General features: G+C 66.4%; 23 protein-coding genes. 2 read left to right on the top strand and 21 right to left on the bottom strand.

The annotated features are described in order from the left end of the window. Positions 1-53: 53 nt before the first annotated feature. From rseP to EPO41_RS24400, 11 genes are all read right to left on the bottom strand, one after another. The gene (gene rseP, locus EPO41_RS24450) at positions 54-1,433 is read right to left on the bottom strand and encodes an RIP metalloprotease RseP (protein ID WP_296331098.1); all 1,380 of its coding nucleotides are present in this window, start codon (positions 1,431-1,433) and stop codon (positions 54-56) included. 30 nt (positions 1,434-1,463) lie between these two features. Next, positions 1,464-2,666, bottom strand: a complete 1,203-nt coding sequence (locus EPO41_RS24445; protein ID WP_296331096.1) for a 1-deoxy-D-xylulose-5-phosphate reductoisomerase — start codon at positions 2,664-2,666, stop codon at positions 1,464-1,466. Continuing rightward, positions 2,663-3,361, bottom strand: coding sequence for a phosphatidate cytidylyltransferase (locus EPO41_RS24440; RefSeq protein WP_296331092.1), 699 nt, complete (start codon positions 3,359-3,361; stop codon positions 2,663-2,665). The genes EPO41_RS24445 and EPO41_RS24440 overlap by 4 nt, the downstream gene beginning before the upstream one ends. After that, positions 3,342-4,082 carry an isoprenyl transferase gene (locus EPO41_RS24435; protein ID WP_296331089.1) on the bottom strand — a complete coding sequence of 247 codons (741 nt, stop codon included), beginning with the start codon at positions 4,080-4,082 and terminating at the stop codon, positions 3,342-3,344. The genes EPO41_RS24440 and EPO41_RS24435 overlap by 20 nt, the downstream gene beginning before the upstream one ends. Beyond that, complete coding sequence (frr, locus tag EPO41_RS24430) at positions 4,082-4,636, bottom strand: ribosome recycling factor (protein WP_296331086.1); 555 nt, start codon at positions 4,634-4,636, stop codon at positions 4,082-4,084. Before frr ends, EPO41_RS24435 begins: the two co-directional genes overlap by 1 nt. Before the next feature lie 2 nt (positions 4,637-4,638). Continuing rightward, positions 4,639-5,364, bottom strand: a complete 726-nt coding sequence (gene pyrH / locus EPO41_RS24425; RefSeq protein WP_295136868.1) for a UMP kinase — start codon at positions 5,362-5,364, stop codon at positions 4,639-4,641. 68 nt (positions 5,365-5,432) lie between these two features. Continuing rightward, positions 5,433-6,359 carry a translation elongation factor Ts gene (gene tsf / locus EPO41_RS24420; protein ID WP_296331083.1) on the bottom strand — a complete coding sequence of 309 codons (927 nt, stop codon included), beginning with the start codon at positions 6,357-6,359 and terminating at the stop codon, positions 5,433-5,435. A gap of 75 nt (positions 6,360-6,434) precedes the next feature. Further along, positions 6,435-7,223: a 30S ribosomal protein S2 gene (gene rpsB, locus EPO41_RS24415; protein ID WP_296331080.1), complete on the bottom strand. Its 789-nt coding sequence runs from the start codon at positions 7,221-7,223 to the stop codon at positions 6,435-6,437. A gap of 163 nt (positions 7,224-7,386) precedes the next feature. Next, on the bottom strand, positions 7,387-8,406 hold the full coding sequence (locus EPO41_RS24410; RefSeq protein ID WP_296331078.1) for a DUF72 domain-containing protein: 1,020 nt from the start codon (positions 8,404-8,406) through the stop codon (positions 7,387-7,389). Further along, positions 8,403-11,849: a DNA polymerase III subunit alpha gene (dnaE, locus tag EPO41_RS24405; protein WP_296331075.1), complete on the bottom strand. Its 3,447-nt coding sequence runs from the start codon at positions 11,847-11,849 to the stop codon at positions 8,403-8,405. The genes EPO41_RS24410 and dnaE overlap by 4 nt, the downstream gene beginning before the upstream one ends. A gap of 43 nt (positions 11,850-11,892) precedes the next feature. Next, positions 11,893-12,960, bottom strand: coding sequence for an alcohol dehydrogenase catalytic domain-containing protein (locus EPO41_RS24400; RefSeq protein WP_296331070.1), 1,068 nt, complete (start codon positions 12,958-12,960; stop codon positions 11,893-11,895). An 87-nt stretch (positions 12,961-13,047) separates the two neighbouring features. Between EPO41_RS24400 and EPO41_RS24395 the strand changes: the two genes are divergently transcribed. Then, a complete protein-coding gene (locus tag EPO41_RS24395; RefSeq protein WP_296331068.1) occupies positions 13,048-13,818 on the top strand; it encodes a helix-turn-helix transcriptional regulator in 771 nt (256 codons plus the stop codon). On the opposite strand, the gene EPO41_RS24390 is transcribed toward EPO41_RS24395, so the two are convergent. The 4 genes from EPO41_RS24390 to proS are packed head-to-tail and all read right to left on the bottom strand — an operon-like array spanning position 13,815 to position 18,386. Beyond that, a complete protein-coding gene (locus EPO41_RS24390; RefSeq protein ID WP_296331065.1) occupies positions 13,815-14,498 on the bottom strand; it encodes an ABC transporter ATP-binding protein in 684 nt (227 codons plus the stop codon). The two genes, EPO41_RS24395 and EPO41_RS24390, sit on opposite strands and share 4 nt — an antisense overlap. Then, positions 14,491-15,750 (bottom strand): lipoprotein-releasing ABC transporter permease subunit, encoded by a 1,260-nt coding sequence (locus EPO41_RS24385; protein ID WP_296331062.1) that lies wholly within the window; start codon positions 15,748-15,750, stop codon positions 14,491-14,493. The genes EPO41_RS24390 and EPO41_RS24385 overlap by 8 nt, the downstream gene beginning before the upstream one ends. Beyond that, complete coding sequence (locus EPO41_RS24380; RefSeq protein WP_296331059.1) at positions 15,743-17,053, bottom strand: FtsX-like permease family protein; 1,311 nt, start codon at positions 17,051-17,053, stop codon at positions 15,743-15,745. Before EPO41_RS24380 ends, EPO41_RS24385 begins: the two co-directional genes overlap by 8 nt. A 19-nt stretch (positions 17,054-17,072) precedes the next feature. Further along, complete coding sequence (gene proS / locus EPO41_RS24375) at positions 17,073-18,386, bottom strand: proline--tRNA ligase (RefSeq protein ID WP_296331056.1); 1,314 nt, start codon at positions 18,384-18,386, stop codon at positions 17,073-17,075. Positions 18,387-18,538: 152 nt separating this feature from the next. Between proS and EPO41_RS24370 the strand changes: the two genes are divergently transcribed. Further along, a complete protein-coding gene (locus EPO41_RS24370; RefSeq protein ID WP_296331053.1) occupies positions 18,539-19,831 on the top strand; it encodes an NCS2 family permease in 1,293 nt (430 codons plus the stop codon). A gap of 257 nt (positions 19,832-20,088) precedes the next feature. Here the strand turns inward: EPO41_RS24370 and EPO41_RS24365 are convergent, their stop codons facing one another. Genes EPO41_RS24365 through nuoN form a run of 6 tightly spaced genes read right to left on the bottom strand, consistent with a single transcriptional unit; the run spans position 20,089 to position 25,384 of the window. Further along, positions 20,089-20,334 (bottom strand): DUF1467 family protein, encoded by a 246-nt coding sequence (locus tag EPO41_RS24365; RefSeq protein ID WP_296331050.1) that lies wholly within the window; start codon positions 20,332-20,334, stop codon positions 20,089-20,091. Positions 20,335-20,347: 13 nt separating this feature from the next. Next, positions 20,348-20,752, bottom strand: a complete 405-nt coding sequence (gene mce / locus EPO41_RS24360; RefSeq protein ID WP_296331047.1) for a methylmalonyl-CoA epimerase — start codon at positions 20,750-20,752, stop codon at positions 20,348-20,350. Between the two features lie 26 nt (positions 20,753-20,778). Further along, positions 20,779-22,431, bottom strand: coding sequence for a ribonuclease J (locus tag EPO41_RS24355; protein WP_296331045.1), 1,653 nt, complete (start codon positions 22,429-22,431; stop codon positions 20,779-20,781). Next, on the bottom strand, positions 22,428-23,198 hold the full coding sequence (locus tag EPO41_RS24350; RefSeq protein WP_296331042.1) for a type III pantothenate kinase: 771 nt from the start codon (positions 23,196-23,198) through the stop codon (positions 22,428-22,430). Before EPO41_RS24350 ends, EPO41_RS24355 begins: the two co-directional genes overlap by 4 nt. 12 nt (positions 23,199-23,210) lie before the next feature. Beyond that, positions 23,211-23,936 carry a biotin--[acetyl-CoA-carboxylase] ligase gene (locus EPO41_RS24345; protein WP_296331039.1) on the bottom strand — a complete coding sequence of 242 codons (726 nt, stop codon included), beginning with the start codon at positions 23,934-23,936 and terminating at the stop codon, positions 23,211-23,213. A gap of 5 nt (positions 23,937-23,941) precedes the next feature. Beyond that, positions 23,942-25,384 carry an NADH-quinone oxidoreductase subunit NuoN gene (gene nuoN, locus EPO41_RS24340; RefSeq protein ID WP_296331038.1) on the bottom strand — a complete coding sequence of 481 codons (1,443 nt, stop codon included), beginning with the start codon at positions 25,382-25,384 and terminating at the stop codon, positions 23,942-23,944. Positions 25,385-25,392: the final 8 nt, after the last annotated feature.

The raw sequence follows: 25,392 nt of genomic DNA, 5'->3' as shown, positions 1-25,392 counted from the left end.
GGCGTAAGCTACCCCTTTTGTCCTTCACCCCGTTCTCGCCACGCCGCATGAATTCAGCGCAGCAAAAGCCTGATGTCATTGAAAGTTGCAATCAGCGCCATGCCGATCACAAGCGCAAATCCGAGCTTCAATCCCACCTCCTGGGCCCGCAGGCTGAGTGGCCTGCCGCGTACCGCCTCGTAGGCGTACATGGCGAGGTGACCGCCGTCGAGCATAGGCACCGGCAGAAGGTTGAATATGCCGAGCACGACGGATAGCGCGATGACGAGGTTCAGGATACCGGCCCATCCTGCATGCGAAGCCTCACCCGCGGCCTTGGCGATGCGAATCGGTCCGCCCAATTCATCCACAGGCCGCGTCGCGGTCAGGATCTGGCCCATCGACGTATAGAACATCGTGGTCATGCCCCAGACGGCGCGCACGCCTGCTCCCATGGCGCCGATGACGCCGTGGTCTCGAACCTCCGTCACGGCCGGCGGACGAACGCGCAGCCGCCCGACGATCCGCTCCTTGCCTGCGCAATCGACTGTCTTGTCGACGATCGGCACGACGGACGTCTCCTGGTAACGGCCATCGCGCTCGTACTTGACCGTCACCGGCTGGCCGCCACGGCTGCCGATCAATTCCGGGATGCGCGAGAAATAGTCGACGGGCTTCCCGTCGATCGCCACCAGAAGGTCACCGACCTTGAGACCCGCCGCCTCGGCCGGGCTGTTCGCCGTGAAGCCGCCGACAACGGGACGAATGAACTGATCGATGCCGAGATCGCCGTAGCGCAGCGTGTTGTTGTAGCGATCGGTGCGTTCGCAATATTGAGGCTGGATCTCGCCGCGCAGGAGCTGGTTGCCGCGACGGTATTCGACCGACATCGGCTTCGCCCAGTAGAGAAATTGCGCTTCCTGGATATCCTCGTAGCGGTCGATGCGCGTGTCGGCGAGGCGAACGATCTCATCGCCGGTGCGCAGGCCCGCCCTCGCCGCCGGCCCGTCGGCCTGCACGGCGACGATCGCCGGCGTGTAGGGCTCACCGGCGAAGAAGAATACGCCGGTCAGCAGCAGGAACGCGAACAGGAGATTGGCCATCGGCCCGCCGAGCACGACGGCAGCCCGCGCATAGAGCGGCTGGCTGAAGAAGGCACGCTTGCGGTCGCTCGCCGACAAGGGCTCGTCGGTCGGCGTAGCGCTCGTGGCATCGCTGTCGCCCAGGAATTTGACGTAGCCGCCCAGGGGAATGGCCGAGACCTTCCAGCGAGTGCCGTTGCGGTCGGTCCAGCCGAAAATCTCGGGCCCGAAGCCGATCGAGAAAACCTCGGCATGAATGCCGAAGCGGCGCCCGACCCAGTAGTGACCGTACTCGTGAACGAAGACGAGCAGCGTCAGGACCAGGACAAAATACGGCAGGTATGTCGTAAACAGGCTGACGATGCTTTGCATGCCTTACTCGACCACGAAGTTCATTTTACATCAATTACTCAGGGCCTTGGCCCGGCAGCAAGTCTCAGCCAACCTGCGAGCTTCCAGATCGGCCGCCTGCACCTGCTGCAGCGTATCGACCGTGTCCGAAAGCCCGCTCCAGCCGGCCATCACATCCTCAACGATCCGGGCGATGTCGAGAAAGCGGATTCGGCGGGACAGGAATGCCGCCACGGCCGCCTCGTTCGCCGCGTTCAGGACGATGGGAGCATAGCCGCCCGTCACCAGAGCCTCACGCGCCAACCGTAGGGACGGAAAGCGGCCGGAATCAGGCCGCTCGAAGGTGAGCGCCGGAATGTTCATGAAATCGAGTTTGGCCGACGGCCCATCGATGCGGGCCGGCCATCCGAGGGCATGGCTGATCGGAATGCGCATGTCGGCCGTCCCGAGCTGGGCCAGCACCGACCCATCGCGGTAGGCGACCATCGAATGGATGACCGATTGCGGGTGCACGACGATGTCGACCTGGTCTTCCGGCAATCCGAACAGGAGCTTCGCCTCGATCAGTTCGAGGCCCTTGTTCATCATGGTTGCCGAATCGATGGAGATCTTGTCTCCCATGTCCCAATTGGGATGGGCCAGCGCCTGCTCCGGCGTGACGTCGGCCATGTCGGCCAGCGACCAGTTGCGGAACGGGCCGCCCGAAGCCGTCAGGATGAGCCTGTCGACCGAACGGTGCTGGTCGGGCTCGAAGACCTGGAAGATGGCGTTGTGCTCGGAATCCACCGGCAGAAGAACGCCTTCCGACCTTTCGACGGCATCCATCAGCAGATGCCCGGCGCAGACCAGGGCTTCCTTGTTGGCGAGGGCGACCATCGCCCCGCGTCGTGCCGCCGCGAGGGTCGGCGCCAGGCCGGCGAATCCGACGACGGCCGCCATCACCCATTCGGCTGGCCGCTCCGCCGCTTCAATGACCGCCTCGGGACCGGCCGCCACCTCGATCGACGTGCCGGCCAATGCCGCCTTGAGGGCCAGGAAGCGGTCGGGGTCGGCAACGACGGCGAGGCGCGCCCGCAGGCGCCTCGCCTGCTCGGCCAGCAATTCCACCGAATTGCGGGCAACGAGCGCTTCGACATGATAGCGCGCCGGATCACGCGCGATGAGATCGACCGTGCTCTGTCCGACCGAGCCGGTCGATCCCAGGATCGTGACGCCTCGGGGATTCCCAGGTGACGGCGCGGTCCACTTGCTCATGTCCAGGGCCATGAATTTCCCGCGATCAGTCGGGCGATACCCACCGCAACGAGCACGGCCATCAAACCGTCGATCCGGTCCAGCAATCCACCGTGCCCCGGAATGAGACGCCCGCTATCCTTCACACCGGCCCGCCGCTTGGCGGCCGATTCCAGCAGGTCGCCCGCCTGCCCCACGATCGCCAGGGCCGCTCCGGCGATGGCAAGATGCACGGTCTCTCCCAGGCCGAAGACGTAGCCCATCGCGGCACTCGCGGCGGCGGCCCATGCCATGCCGCCGATCAATCCCGACCAGGTCTTGCCAGGGCTGATGCGCGGCGCGAGCTTGGCCCCGCCGGCCGTCCGTCCCACGAAATAGGCGCCGATATCGGTCGCCCAGATGCACACCAGCACCCAGAGGATCGTCTCGCGGCCGTGCGCAGGCTGATGGCGCAGCCACAGCAGCGCCGCAAGCGCCGCGAGGCCGTAGGCCCAGGCGAGGAGGCGCAGGACAGGAGCGCCACGGGTCAGCCGCGACCATTCGAAGATCATGATGGGGGCCGCGAGCGCCGCCACGAGATCGATCCAGGGGAAGCCGTACCAGACGGCCGCAAGCATCAGCGGCCCGAGGATCACGGCCGAGAGCGCCCGCATCAGCAGACCGGCAAATCGCCCACCGCCAGCCGGCGGAGCGGCGTCAGCTGCCGACGCCGCCATAACGCCGCTCGCGCCGTCGGAACTCCACGATTGCCTGTTCCAGGTGTTCCTTGCCGAAGTCCGGCCACAGCGTGTCGACGAAAACCAGCTCGGAGTAGGCACATTGCCAGAGCAGGAAATTGCTGATCCGCTGCTCGCCACTGGTCCGGATCAGGAGGTCCGGATCGGGCAGCCCCGCCGTCAGGAGTTCGCGCTCGAAGCTCTGCTGGTCGATGCCGCTGACGGTGATCTCTCCCGCCACGACCCGCTGCGCCAGGCGGCGTGTCGCCCGCAGGATCTCGTCGCGCGAGCCGTAGTTGATGCAGATATTGACGTCGATGCGCGCGTTCCCCGCCGTCATGTTCTCGGCGTCGGCGATGTCGCGCACGATGTCGGGCGCAAGCCCTTCACGATTGCCGATGACCCGGAGCCGCGCGCCGTTCTTGCGCAGCTCGTCGAGTTCGCTCCGCAGATAGTGCCGCAACAGACCCATCAGGTCGGCCACTTCGTCGGCGGGCCGCGTCCAGTTCTCGGTCGAGAAGGCGAAGAGCGTAAGGACGGGAATGCCCAGTTCGCCGGCGCCGCGCACGACACGCCGCACCGCATCCGCGCCGCGGCGATGTCCCGCGACCCGCGGCAGACCACGCGCCTTCGCCCATCGCCCATTGCCATCCATGATGATGGCGACGTGCTGAGGTCCCGACCCGGAGTCGGGATTGGCGGGCAACGGCGCAGTGGACATCAGACCGTCTTGATCTCTTTTTCCTTGTGCGCCAGCGCCTCGTCGACCTGCTTGACGTAGCGGTCGGTCAGCTTCTGGACCTCGTCGGCCTTCTGCCGATGCTCGTCTTCCGAGATCTTGTGATCCTTCTCGGCCTTCTTGAGCGACTCCATGCCGTCCCGCCTGACGTTGCGGACCGCGACCTTGCCCTGTTCGGCGTATTTGTGCGCCAGCTTGGCGAGCTCGTTGCGGCGTTCCGTCGTCAGCTCCGGAATCGGGATGCGGATCATCTGGCCATCGGGCGACGGGTTGAGGCCCAGTCCCGCTTCGCGGATCGCCTTGGCGGTCGGCGTCACCAGACCCTTGTCCCAGACGTTGACGGTGAGAAGCCGCGGCTCCGGCGCGCTCACCGTGCCCACCTGGTTGAGCGGCATGCGCTGGCCGTAGGCTTCGACCATCACCGGGTCGAGCAGGTTGACCGAGGCCCGTCCCGTCCTGAGGCCGGCGAATTCCTTCTTCAGCGCATCCATCGCGCCGTGCATGCGCTTCTCGAGCTCGTTGAGATCGGCAGACATGTTCAGGCCTCGTCCTTGATGATCGTGAAGGTGCCCTCGCCCCGCATCGTCGCCGCGAAGGCGCCGGGCTTGTGGATGTCGAAGACGATGATGGGGATGCGGTTCTCGCGCGCAAGCGAGATCGCCGATGCGTCCATGACCTGCAGGTCGCGGGACAGCACTTCCATGTAGCCCAGCGTATCGTAACGCTGGGCATTCTTGTCCTTGCGCGGATCGGCGGAATAGACCCCGTCGACCTGCGTCCCCTTCATCAGCGCGTCGACACCCATTTCAGCCGCGCGAAGGGCGGCGGCGGTGTCGGTCGTGAAGAACGGATTGCCGGTGCCGGCCGCGAAGATCACGACCCTGCCCTTCTCCATGTGGCGGGCGGCGCGGCGGCGGATATAGGGCTCGCACACCGTCGTCATCGGGATCGCCGACTGGACGCGCGTCTGCAGGCCCTGCCGCTCCAGCGCGCTCTGCATGGCGAGCGAATTGATGACGGTCGCCAGCATGCCCATGTAGTCGCCGCTGGCCCGGTCCATTCCGGCAGCCGCCGACGACACGCCACGGAAGATGTTGCCGCCGCCAATCACCAGGCAGACCTGCACGCCCATGGCGACCACGGCCTTCACTTCCTGTGCGACCATGGCGACCATGTCGGGATCGAGACCGTACTCCCGATTACCCATGAGCCCCTCGCCAGAGAGCTTGAGCATGACACGGCGATAGAGGGGGCCCGACGGCATCAGATGCCTCTGATTACGTTTGTCTTGGGCGCGCGGACCACAAGTCCACGCGCCTGTGGGGTTTAATACTACTTCTTGAGCTGGGCAGCCACCTCGGCTGCGAAATCCTCGGACTTCTTCTCGATGCCCTCGCCCAGCGCGAAGCGCAGGAAGCCCACGAGCCTGACCGGACCGCCGACCTGCTTGGCCGCATCCTCGACGACCTTCGAGACCTTGGTCTTGCCGTCCATGACGAAGGCCTGCTCCAGCAGCACGACTTCCTGATGGAACTTGCGCAGGCCGCCCTCGACCATCTTGGCGACGATTTCGGCGGTCTTGCCCTGCTGGCCGGCCTTCTCGGCAAGCACCGCGCGCTCGCGCTCGATCGCCGCCTGGTCGAGTTCGGCAACCGTCAGCGACTGCGGGTTGGCCGCGGCCACGTGCATGGCCAGTTGCTTGGCAAGGGCGCCGAGCTTGGCCTTGTCGCCCGTCGACTCGAGGGCCACCAGCACGCCGATCTTGCCGAGGTCCGGCGCGACGGCGTTGTGGGTATAGGCCACGACCACGCCATCCGACACGGACAGCGAGGCGGCGCGGCGCAGGCTCATGTTCTCGCCGATCGTGGCGATCAGGTTGGTGAGTTCGCCCTGCACGTCACGGCCGGTGCCGGGGAACGGCGCGGCCGCCACCTTGGCGAGGTCGCCGCCATTCTCGAGCGCGAGCTTGGTCGCCGCGGCAACGAACTTCTGGAACTGGTCGTTGCGGCCGACGAAGTCGGTCTCGGCATTGACCTCGAGGACGGCGCCGCGCGTGCCTTCCGCGGCCACGCCGACGAGGCCTTCCGCAGCGACGCGGCCGGCCTTCTTCGAAGCCGCCGACAGACCCTTGGTGCGCAGCCAGTCGACCGCCTTCTCGACGTCGCCGGCGACTTCACCCAGCGCCTTCTTGCAATCCATCATGCCCGCGCCGGTCTTCTCGCGCAGTTCCTTGACGAGCGATGCAGTGATCTCAGCCATTTCTTGCTCCGTTTAGTGCAACAAGGGCCGGTCTTCCGACCGGCCCCGTCTGTTTCTCTTCCGTGAAGGGCCGGGTTACTCGGCCGGTGCAGCCTCGGCCGCCGGGGCCTCGGCAGCGGGGATTTCTTCGTCCGGTTGTTCGGCCAGCTCGCCGACGTCACCGCCGGCGGCGGAGATTTCGGCGCGGATGCCGTCGAGCACCGAGCCCGCCATCAGGTCGCAGTAGAGCGACACCGCGCGGATCGCATCGTCGTTGCCCGGGATCGGGAAGTCGATGCCGTCGGGATCGGAGTTGCTGTCGACCACCGCGACGATCGGAATGCCACGCTTGCGGGCTTCCAGGACCGCGATCGACTCCTTGTTGGTGTCGATGATGAACAGCATGTCGGGCGTGCCGCCCATTTCCTTGATGCCGCCCAGCGACCGCTCGAGCTTGTCGCGCTCGCGCGTCAGATCGAGCTGCTCCTTCTTGGTGAGGCCGACGACGTCGCCCTTCAGGCGCTCGTCGAGCTCGCGCAGACGCTTGATGGAGGCCGAAATGGTGTTCCAGTTCGTGATCATGCCACCCAGCCAGCGGTGGTTCACATAGTACTGGCCGCAGCGCTTGGCAGCGTCGGCGACGCGCTCGGCAGCCGCCGGCTTGGTGCCGACGAACAGGACGCGGCCGCCGCTGGCCACGACATCGCGAACCTGGCGCAGCGCCTGCTCCAGCAGCGGCACTGTCTTGGTAAGATCGATGATATGGACCCCGTTGCGCACCCCGAACAGGTACGGCTTCATCTTGGGGTTCCAGCGGCGCGTGTGATGGCCGAAATGGACGCCGGCTTCCAGCAGCTGGCGCATCGTGAATGTCGGCATGGTCATGCCGTTCTCCTTTTCCGGTTGAGCCTCCGCGGGCGTCGTCCCCGGAATGGGAACACCGGAGCGAGCGCCGGGATGTCTCCCCGTCGACCGCAAACCCGCGTGCGAAGTGGCGCGTTTCTAGTGGGTTGGCGCCGAAAATGCAAGTGACAGTGAAATCAAGGCCTTAGACGAGCAATTTAGCGATTTCACGGGCCAGTTCGAGGATCGACAGGGGAGCGCTGCCCTCGGCTTTGTTGTTGGCGGTGATCCAGACCTTCCGGCCCGCCTTGAAGGCCGCGGCGGCCATCCGGGCCAGGATACGCCGGGTCTCGCCGTCCTCGTCCACGAGCCTGTCGAATGGCTCATAGCGCTGCTTGGCCGCCTGGTAGAGGAACCCGCGGTGCAGGTTCCAGCGCACCACCAGCGGCCCGGGCGCTTCACCGTCCAGTGCTTTCAGCGCCGTTTCCTGCCGCTCGACCTCGGGCATCCGGTCGTGCAGGCCGACGCAGTAGCGCACCCCGGCTCGGGCCAGCATGCGCATCAGGCGCGGCGTCAGTAATTCGGGATTACGCAGTTCCAGCGCGTAAATTGGCCTGTGCGTGCCCAGTTCGCGGGGCAGCGCCGCGAAGAAGGCTTCCAGACGCTCGACCAGCAGCGACGAGTCCTCGACCAGGCTGCGCGGCAGCGGTGAGACCTGGAACACCAGCGGGCCGGCCTTGGCCTCGAGTCCCTCCAGGCAGGGCAGGACGAATTCCCGGGTGGCGACGGCCGCATTGAGGAAGTTCGGGTTGAATACCTTCCCTCGCCCCTCCTCGTCGCGCATCACCGCATCGCAGACGATCGCCGGCGCCTTCACGACGAAGCTGAAATGCGCCGGCACCTGGCTGGCGTAGCGCGCATAGTCGACGGCCGAGATCGGTGCGTAGAAGGTCCGGTCGAGGCTGACGGTCCGCAGCAGCGGGATCTGGGCATAGGCCTCCAGCCCCTTGCGGCTGAGGGTCACCTGCGGATGCACACCGTCGTAGACCAGGCCGCGCCAGCCGGGGAAAAACCAGGAGGATGTGCCGAGCCGGATATCGAGCGGCAGCGCCGGGGCCTCGAGCAGCGGCGAATCCCGCGCCGGCCTCACATCGCCTGCCCCCGCAGCGCGCCGCTTGGGGGGCGCAGGGGTTTCGGTCTCAAAGAGCCCGGGCTGGCGGCTCAAATTTCCTCGACGTTTTCAACGCCCTGCAGCATGCCGATCGTGTCGCGCAGGCCACCGGCGATCGAATAGGTGCCGGGCAAGGTGATCTCGGCTTCGGATTCCTCCGGCATCGGCACGACGAGCGTGACCCGCCCGCGCCCGCGCTTCCCTTCCAGCGCCTTGCGCAGGGCCTCGAGCGCCCTGGGATCGGTGATCACGATGCGCAGCCCTGCCGCGGAATTCGCGACCGCATCCTCGAGCTTCTCCACGGATTGGGCCGTGAGCTTCACCTGCTCGCCGTCGAGGCGGCCGTCGACCGAGATCAGGATCGCCTGTCCGGCCTCGAGGATGTTGCGCTTGGAGCTCAGCAGCTCGCTGAACATCACGCATTCGAAGGCGCCGGACTGGTCCGAGCACTGCAGGAAGGCGAAGCGGTTGCCCTTGGCCGAGGTGCGCTCCATCCGGTCGATGACCGTGCCGGCGAGCTTGATGCGTCCGGGCGTGCCTCGCGCCAGCAGGGCCGGCAGGTCGGCTGCGCGGCTGACGCCCAGTCGCTGCAGGCTGCGCTCGTAGGAGGCCAGCGGATGCGACGACAGGTAGAAGCCGATGGCGGCGAATTCGTTCTGCAGCCGCTCCATCGGCGCCCAGTCCGGCACCTTGGCCAGCTGAGGACGGCGCTGCGCCGTGTCGTCGCCGAACAGGTTGTTCTGGTTGCTGCCGCGCGATTCGTGCGTGGCCTGCGAATGGCGGGTGAGCGCCTCGACGGCGGCGAAGGTCTGCGCCCGGTTCTTGTTCAGCGTGTCGAAGGCCCCCGCCTTCACCAGGCTCTCGAGCAGGCGCTTGTTCAGGACGCGCTGGTCGAGCCGTTCGGCGAAGTCGAACAGGTCCTTGAACGGCCCCTTCTCCGCACGCTCCTCGGCGAGCCGGTTCATCGCCTCCTTGCCGACGCCCTTGATGGCGGCCAGCGCGTAACGGATCGCCTTCCTGCCATCTTCGGTCTTCTCCACCGTGAACTCGGCCGTCGACCGGTTCACATCGGGTGGCAGCAGCTCGACGCCGATCTTGTCGAGGTCGCGGCGATAGCCGTTGAGCTTTTCCACGTTGCCCATGTCGAGGGTCATCGTGGCGGCGAAGAACTCGACCGGATGGTTGGCCTTCAGATAGGCCGTCTGGTAGCAGACCAGCGCGTAGGCGGCGGCGTGGCTCTTGTTGAAGCCGTAGCCCGCGAACTTGTCGACCTGGTCGAAGATCGACGCGGCCTTGTCGGCCTTGACGCCGTTCTTCTCCGCGCCCTCGACGAAGCTCGCGCGCTGGGCGTCCATCTCCGCCTTGATCTTCTTGCCCATGGCGCGGCGCAGCAGGTCGGCGCCGCCCAGGGAATATCCGCTCAGCACCTGCGCGATCTGCATGACCTGTTCCTGATAGATCATGATGCCGTAGGTCTCCTTCAGGATCCCTTCCAGCAGCGGGTGCAGGTAGTCCGGCTCCTCCTCGCCATGCTTGCGCTTGATGTAGCTCGGAATGTTCTCCATCGGGCCCGGCCGGTAGAGCGCCACCACGGCGATGATGTCCTCGAACCGGTCGGGCTTCATCTTGCGCAGCACGTCGCGCATGCCGTTGCCTTCGAGCTGGAACACGCCCGACCCGTCGCCGCGGCAGAGAAGCTCGAAGGTCTTGCGGTTGTCGAGCGGCAGCCTTGCGATGTCGATCTGGTCGCGCCCGATGAAGTCCCAGGCCTTCTCGATGACGGTGAGCGTCTTGAGGCCGAGGAAGTCGAACTTCACCAGACCGGCCGTCTCGACCCATTTCATATTGAACTGGGTGGCCGGCAGCGACTCCTTGCTGTCGGTATCGCGGAACAGCGGCACGAGCTGGTCTAGCGGCCGGTCGCCGATCACGACGCCGGCAGCATGGGTCGAGGCGTTGCGGAACAGGCCCTCGAGCTGCAGCGCCAGGTCGATCAGGCGCTTGATCTCCTCGTCGGCGTTGTATTGCTCCTTGAGCAGGTCCTCGGTCTCCAGCGCCTTGGCCAGGGTCACGGGATTGGCCGGATTGTTGGGCACCAGCTTGCAGATCCGGTCGACCTGGCCGTAGGGCATGCCCAGCACGCGGCCGACATCGCGCAGCACGGCACGCGCCTGCAGCTTGCCGAAGGTGATGATCGCGGCGACCCTGTCATGGCCGTATTCGTCGCGCACGTAGCGGATCACGCGGTCGCGCTTGTCCTGGCAGAAGTCGATGTCGAAGTCGGGCATCGACACGCGCTCGGGGTTCAGGAAGCGTTCGAACAGCAGACCCCAGCGCAGCGGATCGAGATCGGTGATCTTGAGCGACCAGGCGACCAGCGAGCCGGCGCCCGAGCCACGGCCCGGTCCGACCGGCACGTCATGGTCCTTCGCCCACTGGATGAAGTCGGCCACGATGAGGAAGTAGCCGGCGAACCCCATCTTCTCGATCATGTCGAGTTCGTAGGTCAAGCGCTGGGTATAGCGCTCGAAGCTGATGGTGTCGGCCAGGCGACCGAGCGTCTTCAATTCCTCGAGTCCGGTCCTCGCGAGGTCGCGCAGCGCCTCGCCCTCGGTGCGCCCCTCGAGCTTGGTGTAGCGCGGCAGGATGGGCTTGCGCGGCGCCGGCATGTAGGCGCAGCGCCGGGCGATCACCAGTGTATTGTCGCAGGCCTCGGGAATATCCGAGAACAGGCTGCGCATTTCGGCCGCCGACTTGAAATAGTGCTCCGGCGTCAGGCGCCGGCGGTTGGGATCGTCGATATGCGCGCCCTGCTCGATGCACAGCAGCACATCGTGCGCCTCGTACATCGACTTCTTCGGGAAGTGCACGTCGTTGGTCGCGACCAGCGGCAGGTTGCGCTCGTAGGCGAGATCGATCAGCGGGCCCTCGATCCGGCGCTCCAGGTCCTCGCCATGGCGCTGCAACTCGAGATAGAGCCGGCCCTCGAACAGGCCCTGCAAACGGTCGAGCATATGGGCCGCGGCCGGCATCTGCCCGGCGGCCAGCAAGCGCCCGACGGTGCTGCCGGCGCTGCCGGTCAATGCGATGAGTCCCTCGGTATGTCCTTCGAGGTCCGCCATTGGCAGGGCGGCGACGGAGCCTGCCTTGAATTCGAGATGGGCGCGGCTCACCAGCCGCATCAGGTTGAGATAGCCCTGCTCGCTCTGCACGAGCAGGGTCAGCCAGTCGATGGCCAGGACCTTGCTCGCCGTGGCGACGCCCCCCTCTTCCTCGCGCCGGATGCCGAGATCGCAGCCCACGATCGGCTGGACACCGCCCTTTGCGGCGTATTGCGAGAATTCGAGCGCGCCGAACAGGTTGTTGCGGTCGGTGACGGCAACCGCCGGCATCTCCGCGTCCTTGGCCAGCGAGACGATCTTGTCGACCTTGTTCGCGCCTTCGGTGAGCGAATAGGCGGAACGAACTTTCAGATGGATGAAATCAGCGAGGGGCACGCCCCACTATGGCTCCCGCATCTTGTGGAAAACGAGGCGAGAATCAGGGGCGAACCACCGTCATCTTGAACGGGCCGGCGTTCGCCGCCGCGTGCGCCACGGCCTCGTTGATCCGATCGAGGGGGAATTCGCTCACCGCAAGGCCGTCCAGCCGGATCTGGCCCGAGCGGACCATGCCGACCAGGCGCCCGACCGCGTCGCGCGGGTACATCCATTGCCCGCGCACTTCGATGCCATATCGCATCATCCAGGCATAAGGCAGCGCCACGTCTTCGCGGATGCCGCCCATCAGGACGACGCGCCCATAGGGCCGGACGGCCAGGGCGGCCGCGCGGACCCAGCTCGGGCTCGCCTCCGGCGGCAGCAGGTCGAGCACGATGTCGATCGGACCGCCGGCCGCCTCCTGCATCCGCCGCCGATCCTCCTCCTCGTCACCGCTCATCTTCACGGTCCGGACGCGGCCGCCCAGGCGACGCTCGAGGTCGGCCAGTACCTGTTCGTTGCGGCCGGTGGCGACGATCCGCGCCGCGCCCATCGCGACACCCATCGCCACGCCCCCACTGCCGAAGGCTCCGGTCGCCCCGTTGACCAGCAAGGTCTCGCCCGCCCGCAACCGCCCGGCCAATAGCCCCCCATAGGGCACCAGCAGCCGCCCCAACCCGAGCCAGCGGCCAGCCTCGGCCGGCTCGAGGGTGCCGATCGGCACGGCATTCTCGGTCGGCACGCGCACCTGCTCGGCGAAGGCGCCGTCATGGTAATAGCGCTGCAGGCGATACGCCGCTTCACTGCCGGCCGTCAGTCCCTGGAGGATGATGTCCGGCGCCACGGCGTCGTCGCGCCCTCGCACGGTCGGATCGATGAATACCCAGTCGCCGATGGCGAGCCGTGTCGCGTCCGGCCCAATGGCCCGGACGCGCCCGATGCCGCCCGACCCCGGCACGATCGGAAGCTCCAGCAGGTAGTTCCGCTTTCCGCTGAACACATCGCCTGCATAGGCAAGGACGTTGGCGGCAGCGACATCGACGATCACCTCGCCGGTGCCCAGCACGGGATCGGATACGGTCTCGACGCTGAGCGGCGTGCCGAGCGTCTTGAGGACGGCTGCTTTCATGGATCACCTCCTTCTTGGGATGGTGCATCCTGACGGAATGGCCTAGGCTCAGTCAGACCTGGTATTATCCTGGGATTGAACAGACCCATGGACGGACGACGCAGCGAACTCGGCGACTTCCTTCGCTCGCGGCGGCAGCGGCTCCGACCCGAATCGGTCGGCCTGCCGGCGACGCGACGGCGGCGCACGCCCGGCTTGCGACGCGAGGAAGTCGCCGAACTCGCAGGGATCGGTGTCGACTGGTATGTGCGCCTCGAACAGGGCCGCGACGTCAATCCGTCACTGACCACCATCGACGCCATCGCCCGCGCGCTGAAGCTCGGCGAGAGCGAGCACAACCACCTGCGCTCCCTCGCCCGCCACGGCGACCGCCGCGCCTTCGCCAAGGAGACGGTGCCGGAGGCCGTGCGGCGGGTGGTCGAGAGCCTGCCCCATCCAAGCTATGTCATCGGCCGGCGCTGGGACGTCCTGGCCTGGAACGAGGCGGCTGAGGAGATCTTCGCCTGGGGCCGCATTCCCGAGGGCAGCCGCAACACCCTGCTCTGTGTGCTGACCAACCCTGTCACACGCCGCCTGTTCGGCAGCGGCTGGGAGGACGAGGCGCGGCGCATGGTGGCCCAGTTCCGCAAGACGCACGACCTGTGGGCCGGCGATCCAGCCTTCGTCGAACTGCTCGACCGGCTTCACGAGGGCAGCGCCGAGTTCGACGGCTGGTGGAAGGCGCACGACATCCGCGACGGTACTGCCGGCATCAAGAAGTTCATGCATCCGAAGAAGGGCACGCTCCGCTTCCAGCATGCCTCGTTCCAGTGCAATGACGATCCAGCGTTGAAGCTGGTGATCTACACGCCGGCCTAGGAATGGATGACGCCGTCCCGCAGGCTGACCGTGCGGTCCATGCGGGCGGCGAGCTCGGGATTGTGGGTGGCGACCAGCGCCGCCATGCCGGTCTCACGGACCAGGGTCAGCAGTTGCTGGAACACCGTCTCGGCCGTCGAGGAATCGAGGTTGCCGGTCGGCTCGTCGGCCAGCAGCACCCGTGGCGCATTGGCGACGGCACGGGCGATCGCAACCCTCTGCTGCTCACCGCCCGACAGGCGCCCGGGACGATGGTCCAGCCGGTCGCCGAGCTTCACCATTCCGAGCAGTTCGGCCGCCCGCTTGTGCGCGGCGGCGCGTCCGACACCGTTCAGCATCTGCGGCAGCATCACGTTCTCGACGGCTGAGAATTCCGGCAGCAGGTGGTGGTACTGGTAGACGAAGCCCAGGAACTTGCGGCGCAACCCTGTCCGCTCCTTGTCGGCCATGCGAACCGTCGGCTTGCCGTCGACCACCACCTCGCCCTCGTCCGGCCGTTCCAGCAGGCCCGCAATGTGCAGCAGGGTGGATTTGCCGCTGCCCGACTGGCCGACCAATGCCACGATCTCGCCGGGATGCAGGTCGACCGACACGCCACGCAGCACGTCGAGACGGCGGTCACCCTGGACGAAGGTGCGGCGGATGCCCTGCAGCGAGAGCGGCTTGGTCGTGTCACTCATGTCGCAATCCTTCGACCGGTTCGACCCGGGTGGCTCGCCATGCCGGATAGGCCGCCGCAATCAGCGAAAGGGCGATCGCGACGACGATGATGAAGACCACCTCGGTGGGATCCACCCGCACGGGCATGGATGTGATGAAGTCGACCTCGGCGCCCGCAGTACCGGCGCCGCCGGTGACGTTTGCCAGGGCACGACCGATCGCCGGCATGTTGGCGCAGAGCAACAGCCCCAGCGCTGTTCCGATCGCGGTGCCGACGACGCCGACCGCGGCAGCGGACATGAAGAAGGCGCGCACGATCGTACCCGGCCCCGCGCCCATCGTCCGCAGGATGGCAATGCTGCCGCGCTTCACTCTCACGAGCATGGTGAAGCTCGCGACCACATTCATGGCGGCGACGACGACGATCAGGGTCAGGATGATGAACATCATCACCCGCTCGACCTGCAGGGCGCCTACGAAGCGGGCGTTGAGGCTGAGCCAGTGCGAAACGCGGAGATCGTCGCGCCCGAGCGACTGGCGCAGCTCCTGGGCCATGCGCGGCGCAGCCTGCGGATCCTTGAGAAACAGGTCGATCGAGCTCACGGTCTCCTTGCCGTATTCGAGATTCTCCTGCAGCGCCTCCAGCGGGATGAACACCAGGCTGCTGTCGAATTCGTAGCGGCGGGTCAGGAAGCTCGCCAGGATGTCGTAATCGGTGTAGCGCGGCGCGATCGTCCCGCTCTCGTTCAACTGGTGGGTCACCACGGTCAGCGGCTCGCCCACGCGGACCTGCATCTGCTGTCGCAGCCGCTCGCCGATCACCAGGCCGGGCTTGGGACCGAACTCCGCCAGGTCGCCGAAGATGATGTTCCTCGCCACGATCTCGCGGCTCAGCAGATCCTCCCGCCGCACGCCCCGAAGCTGTGCACCGCGCGTCTGGCCGTGGCCCGTCACCAGGGCCTGTCGCTCCAGGGTGAGACGCACCGCCTCGACGCCGGGGACCTCCTTGAGCCTGGCGAGCAGCTCGGGCGTCGCCTGAAGGAGGCCGCCACGGGCAGCGATGATGACGTGGCCGTTCATGCCGATGATCCGGCCCAGGAGCTGCTCGCGGAAGCCGCCCATGACCGACATGACGGCGATGAGAGTGCCGACGCCCAGCGCCACGCCGATCAGCGAGAACATCGCGATGAAGGACACGAACCCCTCGCGCTGGCGCGTGGCGAGGTAGCGCCAGGCCAGCCACCGCTCGACGGCGGGCGCCCGCTCACTCACGGCGCAGGCCTTCCACCGGATCGAGGCGCGATGCCCGCACCGCGGGATAGAGCGAGGCCAGCAGCGCGAAGACCACTGCCATGACCGCGATACCCGCGACCTCGCTCCATTCGATCTGCGACGGCATCTCGGCCAGCAGATAGAGGGTCTGGTCGAACAGCACGATGTCGAAGGTCCGCTGCAGCCACTGCCGGATCGCCTCGATGTTGCGGGCGAAGGCCAATCCCAGCACGACGCCCAGCGCCGTGCCGGCCCCGCCGATCGCCAGCCCGTCCAGCAGGAAGATGCGCATGATGGCGGCGCGGCTGGCGCCCATGGTGCGCAGGATCGCGATGTCCGCCGTCTTGGTGCGGACCAGCATGATCAGGCTGGAGATGATGTTGAAGGCCGCGACGATCACGATCATCGTCAGCACCAGGAAGATCATGTTGGTCTGGGCCACGACCGCGGAGAAGAAACCGGCATTGGCCTGGAACCAGTCGAAGACCCAGCCCTCCGTCCCCACGGCCTGCATGAGCAGGTGGCGCGTCGCCGCAGTCGAGGCCTTGTCGGACACGAACACCTCGATGCCCGTGACGTTGGGCCCGAGGTTGAGCATGTGCTGGGCATCCTGCAGCGGCGCGTAGATGAAGTTCGAATCGTAGTCGTACATGCCGGTGCAGAAGATCGCCGCGACCTTCACGGCCGCGGACCGCGGCATCACGCCGAGCGGCGTCGCAACCGACACCGGCGACACGAGCTGGAGCCTGTCCCCGACTTTCAGGTTCATGAGATCGGCAAGGCGCCGGCCGATCACCACCGTGAAGTCATCGCCGAAACCCTTGAGGGTTCCCCAGTCGATCGCCTTGTCGTCCTCGGCCTGACAGAGCGCGCGATAGCGCTCGCGGCTTTCCGGCGTTCCCTCGATCGCCGATGCCAGTGGCGCGCGGTTGCGGATATCGTCCGGCCGCATGCCGCGCAGCACGATCCCGCGCACGCGATCACCCGCGACGGCCATGAGGTTGCCCTCGGCCGTCGGCGTCGCCGACTCGACGCCGGGCACGGCCGTCATGCGCTTCAGGAGATCGGGCGTCGGCTCGAGGCCACCGCGGTTGGACTGGACGCCGAGCTGGCCGCTGATGCTCGACATCTGGCGCAGCATCTCGACCCTGAACCCGTTCATCACGGACATGACCACGATCAGCGTGCCGACGCCCAGGGTGATGCCGATCAGCGAGAAGCCGGCGATCACCGAGATGAAGCCCTCGTCACGGCGGGCCCGCAGGTAGCGGAAGGCGATCAGGCGCTCGACGGCGAAAGCCATGGAAGAGCCCTGCTCCCGCTCAGCCGAACCGCGCGAGAACCTGTTCGGGCGGCAACTCCTCGCGGGTACCGGTCTTGCGGTTCTTGACCTCGACCTTGCCCGCCGCCAGCCCCTTCGGGCCGACGATCACCTGCCAGGGAATGCCGATCAGGTCCATGTCGGCGAACTTGCCGCCCGGCCGCATGTCGCGATCGTCATGCAGTACGGCGACGCCCTTGGCGCCGAGCGCGTCGTAGAGCTTCTGGCAGGCGCCGCCGACGGCGCCGTCGTCGGGCTTGAGGTTGACGATCGCCACCTTGAACGGCGCCACCTCCTCCGGCCAGACGATGCCGGCATCGTCATGGCTCGCCTCGATGATGCCGCCGACCAGACGCGAGACGCCGATGCCATAGGAGCCCATCTCGACCGTGATCTGCTCGCCTCCGGGTCCGGCGACGACGGCGTTCATCGGCTTCGAGTATTTGGTGCCGAAATAGAAGATGTGGCCGACCTCGATGCCGCGCGCGGCCAGCCGTTCGCTCTCGGGCAGGGCCTCGAAGGCCTTGGCGTCGTGCATCTCGTCGGTTGCCGCATAGAGCGACGTCCATTCGTTCACGATGCCCTGCAGGTCCGACGCGTAGTCGATCTTGCGGCTGAGGATGTCCTTGTCGACCAGCCCCTTGTGGCAGAAGACGGCGCTCTCGCCGGTCTCTGCCAGGATGATGAACTCGTGGCTGAGGTCGCCGCCGATCGGTCCGGTGTCAGCACGCATCGGAATCGCCTTCAGGCCCATGCGGGCGAAGGTCCTGAGGTAAGCCACGAACATCCTGTTGTAGGAATGGATGGCGCCGGCCTTGTCGATGTCGAACGAGTAGTTGTCCTTCATCAGGAACTCGCGGCCGCGCATCACGCCGAAGCGCGGACGGACCTCGTCGCGGAACTTCCACTGGATGTGATAGAGGTTCTTCGGCAGGTCGCGGTAGCTCTTCACGCCATCGCGAAAGAGGACCGTGATCATCTCCTCGTTGGTCGGGCCGTAGAGCATCTCGCGGTCATGGCGGTCCTTGATGCGCAGCATCTCGGGTCCATAGGCGTCGTAGCGGCCGCTTTCGCGCCACAGGTCGGCCGACTGGATGGTCGGCATCAGCACCTCCTGGGCCCCTGCCCCGTCCTGCTCCTCGCGCACGATTCGCTCGATGTTGCGCAGCACGCGCAGGCCGAGCGGCAGCCAGGCATAGATGCCGGCGCTGGTCTGGCGGACCAGACCGGCCCGCAGCATCAGCCGGTGCGACACGATCTGCGCTTCCGACGGAGTCTCCTTCATCGTCGGCAGAAAGTACTGGCTCATGCGCATGCGGAATCGGTCCTCGGTCGGGGTCTCGGGATGGCGGCGGACTGTAGGGAACGGGTCGGCCAAAGGCAAACCGGGCGGTGCGGCTGGCTTTTCACAGCCATGTGCCCGCACACTTGTGCGCATACTGGGCGCGACTTTCGGGGGAGAGCGGGATGCTGGAGCGACTTTTCAGGCTGAGCGAGAACAAGACCAACGTCCGGACCGAGCTGGTGGCCGGCCTCACGACGTTCCTGACCATGGCCTACATCGTCTTCGTCAACCCGGCCATCCTCGCCGAGGCGAAGATGCCGTTCGGCGCCGTCTTCGCCGCGACCTGCGTGGCCGCAGCCATCGGCTGCTTCCTGATGGCCTTTCTCGCCAATTACCCCATCGCCCTCGCTCCCGGGATGGGACTGAACGCCTACTTCGCCTTCGGTGTGGTTGGCGGCATGGGCTACAGCTGGCAGGTGGCGCTCGGCTGTGTGTTCATCTCCGGCATCATCTTCCTGATCATCAGCGTGCTGCCGATCCGGGAATGGATCGTCAATGCGATTCCCAAGTCGCTCAAGATGGCGATCGCCGCGGGCATTGGCCTCTTCCTCGCGCTGATCGCCATGAAGAATGCCGGCATCGTGGTCGGCAATCCGGCGACGCTGGTGGCCCACGGCAAGATGACGAGCTGGCCGGTGGTCATGGCGGTCCTGGGCTTCGCCATCATCGTCGCCTTCGAACACCGGCGCGTCATGGGCGGCGTGATCATCGGCATCCTCGTCGTGACCGTCATCTCGATCCTGGCGGGACACCAGAAGTTCGTCGGTATCTTCGACGTCCCGCCTTCCATCGCGCCCGTCTTCCTCCAGATGGATCTCGCGGGGGCACTGCAGGTCGGGTTGGTGACCGTCGTCTTCGCGTTCCTGTTCGTCGACCTGTTCGACAATACCGGCACACTGATCGCACTCGCCCATCGCGGGGGATTCATGCGCCCCGACGGCACCGTGCCGCGCCTGCGCGGCGCGCTGATCTCGGACAGCGCCGCGGCGATGCTTGGTGCGGCCATCGGCACGTCGACGACGACGAGCTACATCGAGAGCGCGTCGGGCATCAACGCCGGCGGCCGGACCGGGCTCACCGCCGCGGTCGTGGGCGTGTTGTTCCTGTGCGCCCTTTTCCTGGCGCCGCTCGCCGGCTCCATTCCCGCTTATGCGACAGCGCCGGCGCTTCTCTACGTCGCCTGCCTGATGGCGCGTGGATTGACCGAGATCGAATGGAACGACATCACCGAGGCGGCACCCGCCGTGATCACCGCGATGTCGATGCCCTTCACCTTCTCGATCGCCGACGGCATCGCGTTCGGCTTCATCTCGTACGTCGGAATCAAGATCGCCGCCGGCCGGTATCGCGACATCCATCCGGCCGTGGCAATTCTCGCTGTCCTGTTCGTGATCAAATACATGGTCATTGGATGAACAGCGAAACGGTGCGGACATTAGTTTGTGCTCAAACAAGCCGGGCCTTGAAGATTCTTTTGCCGAACACCGCCGGATCGAAAGAAAAGGTCTTGGCAACCGGCTGGCGGCACGGTACACAGCCTGAGCCTTGGGCACAGTCCGGGTTTAGGGAGGAGAGCGGCGCAAGCCGCCTACGACGAGTTTCGGGGGTAGAGGACGGCGGACCATTGGTCCGCCGTTTCCTTTTGGGGCGAGGAAGCCCACGATCTGGCGGGTCAGGATCCCTCGAGCCGCCGGAAGCTCAGCAGGTCGAGCTGGTAGAATCCGTAGAAGGCGAGCCACAGCACCGCCGCGACGATGGTCGTGATGATGGCCTTGCGAATCAGATCCGGCCGCTCCGGGGCGCCCCGCTCCTGGCCCCTGCCCGGATTCTCGACCCTCCGGACGCCCAGCGGCAGCACCATGAACAGCGCAATCCACCAGATCACCAAGTAGACCATGACGCCGGTGGCCCAGCCCATGGCGCGGCGCTCCTCAGACCTGTTCGAGTTCGATCAGCGTGCCGGTGAAGTCCTTGGGATGCAGGAACAGCACGGGCTTGTCGTGGGCGCCGATCTTGGGCTCGCCGTCGCCCAGTACGCGCGCACCCTGCGATTTCAGCTGGTCGCGAGCGGCATAGATATCCTCGACCTCGTAGCAGACGTGGTGGATGCCGCCGTCGGCATTGCGGGTGAGGAAATTGGCGATCGGCGACTTCTCGCCCAGCGGATGCAGCAGTTCGATCTTGGTGTTGGGCAGCTCGACGAAGACCACTGTCACGCCATGCGCCGGCTGCTCCTTGGGCGCACTCACCTTGGCGCCCATGACGGTGCGGTAGAGCTCGCTCGCCTTGGCCAGGTCGGGCACGGCAATCGCGATATGGTTGAGGCGTCCGATCATGGTCTTCTCCAGCGGCTGCGCAGCCTTTAGATGCGGACGATGTGCACGTCCGTCAACGGCTTCTTGCCGAGGTGCGCCCGCACGACGCGCCGGACGGCCTGGCGGGCCGCCTCCTCGATGCGCCGGTCGTCCGAGCGTTCGGCTGAGTTGAGGTCGGCCAGCATCTCGGACAGCGCGTCCACGATGGCCGCCTCCAGCTCGCCGTCCGCGTCGTCGATGCCGCGCAACGAGACCTTGGGGGGCGCGAGCGGCTTGCCCCTCTTGTCGACCACCAGCGTCGCCGCCGCCGCGCCGTTCCACAGGAGCTTGCGCCGCTCGCGCAGCGATTCCCCGTCGAGCGGGATCAATCCGTCGCCGTCGCGGGCCAGCCGGCCGGAAAAGACGTGGTCGATGATCTCGGCCGGCCCCGGCGCCAGCCGGACCAGGGTGCCGTTGGGCGCCACGACCGTTTCCGGCACCTGGCAGGCCCGCGCCAGTTCGGCATGCTCGATCATGTGCCGAACCTCGCCATGCACCGGCAGCGCGATCCTGGGCCGGACCCACTGATAGACCCGAACCAGCTCGTCCCGCGCCGGATGGCCCGACACGTGGATTTCGGCTTCGCGGTCGGTGATGACCTTTACGCCGCGGGCCATGAGGGCATTCTGCAGACGGCCGACGGAGTGCTCGTTCCCGGGGATGACCCTCGACGAGAAGATGGCGGTGTCGCCGGTCTCGAGGACCAGGTCGCGATGCTCGCCGCCCGCCAGCTTCGACATGGCGGCGCGCGGCTCACCCTGGCTGCCGGTGCAGATGAACAGCACCTTGTCGCGGGGCAGGTAGCCCGCCTGCTTCTCGGGAACACACTCGGGGAAATCCAGCAGGTAGCCGCATTCCTGCGCGGCCTCGAGCATCCGCGTGAGCGCGCGACCCGACAGGACCGGGTGCCGGCCGGCCGCGATCGCAGCCAGCGCGATGCTCTCGACCCGGGCGAGGTTGGAAGCGAAGCAGGTCACGGCCACCCTGCCCGTGTGCCCCCGGACGAGCTTTTCGAGGTTGGCACGGACCTTCGATTCCGAACCCGCCTCGCCCTCGACGAAGACGTTGGTGCTGTCGCAGACCATGGCGAGCGCGCCCTCGTCGCCGATGCGCTTCAGCATGGCCTCGTCCGTGAGGTCGCCCAGCAGCGGCTCGGGATCGATCTTCCAGTCGCCGGTATGGAACACCGTGCCGAACTTCGTGCGGATCGCCATCGCATTCGGCTCGAGGATCGAATGAGTCATGGTGATCATCTCGAGCTCGAACGGCGCGAGGCTGAACTTGCCGCCCAGGGGGATTTCGGTGACCGGCACCTGGTCCCGCAGGCTCGCATCGATCAGCTTGCGCTTCAGGACGGAGGCGGCGAACGGCGTCGCATAGACCGGCGCCTTCAGCCGCGGCCAGAGATCGGCGACGGCGCCGAGGTGATCCTCGTGGGCGTGGGTCAGAACGATGCCGACGAGGTCCTCGCGGCGCTCCACGATGAACTCCGGATCCGGCATCACCACCTCGACCCCGGCCATCGTGCTGTCGGCAAAACCGATGCCGAGATCGACCATCAGCCACTTGCCGGCCGTGCCGTAGAGGTTGAGGTTCATGCCGATCTCGCCGGCCCCACCGAGGGCCAGGAACAGCAGCTCGTCGTTCGATGGAACCGTCATTCGCGGTTGCGCCGCCAGATCTCCAGCAGGCCGAGCGACATCAGGTCGGGCTCGATCGCGTCGAACAGGCCGATCTCGTCCTTGAAGACGTTGGCCAATCCGCCCGTTGCGACCACCTTCATGGGCTCGCCGTACTCGGCCCGGATGCGCTTGATCAGGCTCTCGATGAGGCCGACATACCCCCAGAAGATGCCTGACTGCATCGCCGGGACCGTCGCCTTGCCGATCACCTGAGCGGGCTTCTCGACCCGGATACGCGGCAGACGTGCGGTCATCAAGTAGAACGACTCGATCGTCAGCTCGACGCCCGGCGCGAGGACGCCACCGACGAAATTGCCGTCCTTGTCCGCGAGGTCGAAGGTGGTGGCGCTGCCGAAATCGATCGTGATCAGCGGCCCTCCATGCCTCTTGTAACCCGCAATGATGCCGACCAGGCGGTCGGGCCCGGCATCCTGCGGCCGGTCGATCAGGACCTTGATGCCAAGCTCGCAGTCGGGCTCGCCGACAATCAGGAGCTTCGTCTTGAAGTATGTCTCGCACAGACGGCGGATATGAGCATTCACCTGCGGCACCACGCTCGCCAGGATCGCGCCCTTGATCGACTCCGGATCGAACCCCTGCAGGTGCATGAGCTGCGTCAGCCAGGCCGCATATTCGTCGGCCGTGCGCTTCGATTCCGTCCGCAACCGGAACTGCGACACGAGCCTCTCGCCGTCGAACACAGCGAACTTCGAGTTGGTGTTGCCAACGTCGATGGCAAGCAGCATCCCGCCCTCTCCTCAGGCCGCCCGGCCCAGCAATTCACCCGACACGATCTTGCGCGGCCCTTCCGCTGTATCCAGCAGGAGAGCGCCCTCGCGGTCCAGCCCGGCGAACCGGCCTCTGACCAGTCCGTCGCCCAGCCGCACGTCGACCTCAATCCCAAGAGGTCCCGCCTTGGCCAGCCATTCCCCCCGGATGGTCTCGAACCCGTCCCGGCGCCATTGCGCCAACCGCGTCGCCAGTGCGCGCGTGAGCCCTTCCAGCGCCGCCTCAACCGTCCCGCCCAGCGCCGCGCCGGGATAGCGCATCTCGGGAAGCTGCGGCGCGAAGGCGACGTTCACGCCGATGCCGGCCACGACATGCTCGACCAGCCCGTCCTGGCCGATCGCGCTCTCCAGCAGGATCCCGGCGACCTTGCCGCCGTCTACGAGCACGTCGTTGGGCCATTTCAGGCGGACGCTGCGATCCGCCGGCACGAGGTCGCCCACCGCAAGGGCGGCGACGAAGCCCAGCTCGGCGGCGCGCTGCGCCATGCAAGCAGGCCGCAGGATCGTGGAACTGTAGAGATTGCCGACCGGCGACGCCCAGTTTCTACCGCGGCGACCGCGGCCACCCGACTGCTCGCGCGCCCAGACGACCGTGCCCTCGGGGGCGCCGGCGTCGGCCAGCCGGGTGGCCTCGTCGTTGGTGCTGCCGACGCTTTCGAGCGCGACCAACGTCCACCCGTCCGGAAGGACGGGCATCGCGGTCACGGGAACAGGCCCTTGGCGGCCGCTTCGGCGATCAGGCTGAGAGGCTGGGGAACCAGGGAAAAGATGGCGATCAGGAAAGCCGCCGCCAGCGCCACCACGCGATTGACGCCGAAGGCCGGCCGGTCGATCGCCTCAGCCGGCTCATCGAAGTACATCACCTTCACGATGCGCAGGTAATAATATGAGGCCACGACGGAGGCGAGCACGCCCAGCACCGCCGGTACGAACAGCTTGGCTTCGACCGCTGCCATGAAGATGTAGAGCTTGCCCCAGAAGCCCGCCAGAGGCGGAATGCCGGCCAGCGAGAACATGAAGATCAGCATACCGAGCGCCATCATCGGCTGGCTTCGCGCGAGGCCTGCGAGGTCGGAGACCTGCTCGACCATGATGTTGCGGCGCTTCATCATCAGGATGGTGGCGAAGACACCGAGCGTCATGACCAGGTAGATGGCGAGGTAGAAGACCACCGACTGGATGCCCTTCTCGGTGCCGCTGGCGACACCCAACAGGATGTAGCCGACGTTGCCGATCGACGAATAGGCCATCAGGCGCTTGATGTTCTGCTGGCGCAGCGCGGCGAAGGCGCCCAGCGCCATCGAGAGCACAGAGGCCACGACGATGATCTGCTGCCACTGCGCGAACAGCGGCTTGAACGGACCCATCAGGACCGACACCAGCAGCGACATTGCAGCGATCTTGGGTGCCACGGCGAACAGCGCCGTCACCGGCGTCGGTGCACCCTCGTAGACGTCCGGCGTCCACATGTGGAAGGGGACGGCCGAAACCTTGAAGGCGAGGCCCGCAACCACGAACACCAGGCCGATGATCACCCCGATCTCCGTTGCGCGACCGTCGGCCAGCGCGCCCGAGATCTGGACGAAGGCCGTGCCGCCGCAGAAGCCGTAGATCAGCGACGAGCCAAACAGCAGCATGCCCGAGGCGACCGACCCCAGGACGAAGTACTTCACGCCCGCTTCGGTCGAACGCACGCTGTCGCGCTGGAACGCGGCGATGACGTAGAGCGCCAGCGACTGCAGCTCGAGGCCGACATAGAGCGCCATCAGGTCGTTGGCCGAGATCATCAGCATCATGCCGAGCGTCGCCAGGGCGACCACCAGCGGATACTCGAAGCGCCAGGCCTTGGCCTGCTCGAAATAGGCGCGCGACATCAGGATGGCGAAGGCGGAGCCCACCAGCACCATCGACTTCATGGTCGCTGTCAGCCGGTCGACGATGAACAGCGAGGAGAAGGCCGTCCCCTCACGATACGGCAGGAACAACAGCGCCGCCGTCACCAGCAGGGCGACCGAGGTTGCCGCCGACACGAACGGCGTGGCGATTTCGCCCCGGACGACGCCGTAGACCAGCAACAGCGCGGTGGCTGCGGCAAGGAAGAGTTCGGGGCGGGCCAGGGTCCAGGATTCGAGACCGACAATCATGTTCATTA

The sequence above is a fragment of the Reyranella sp. genome, from assembly GCF_004297265.1.
Taxonomy (GTDB): Bacteria; Pseudomonadota; Alphaproteobacteria; order Reyranellales; family Reyranellaceae; genus Reyranella.
Note: the sequence above shows the minus strand (reverse complement) of the source record. Positions and strands in the feature narration are given on the sequence as shown.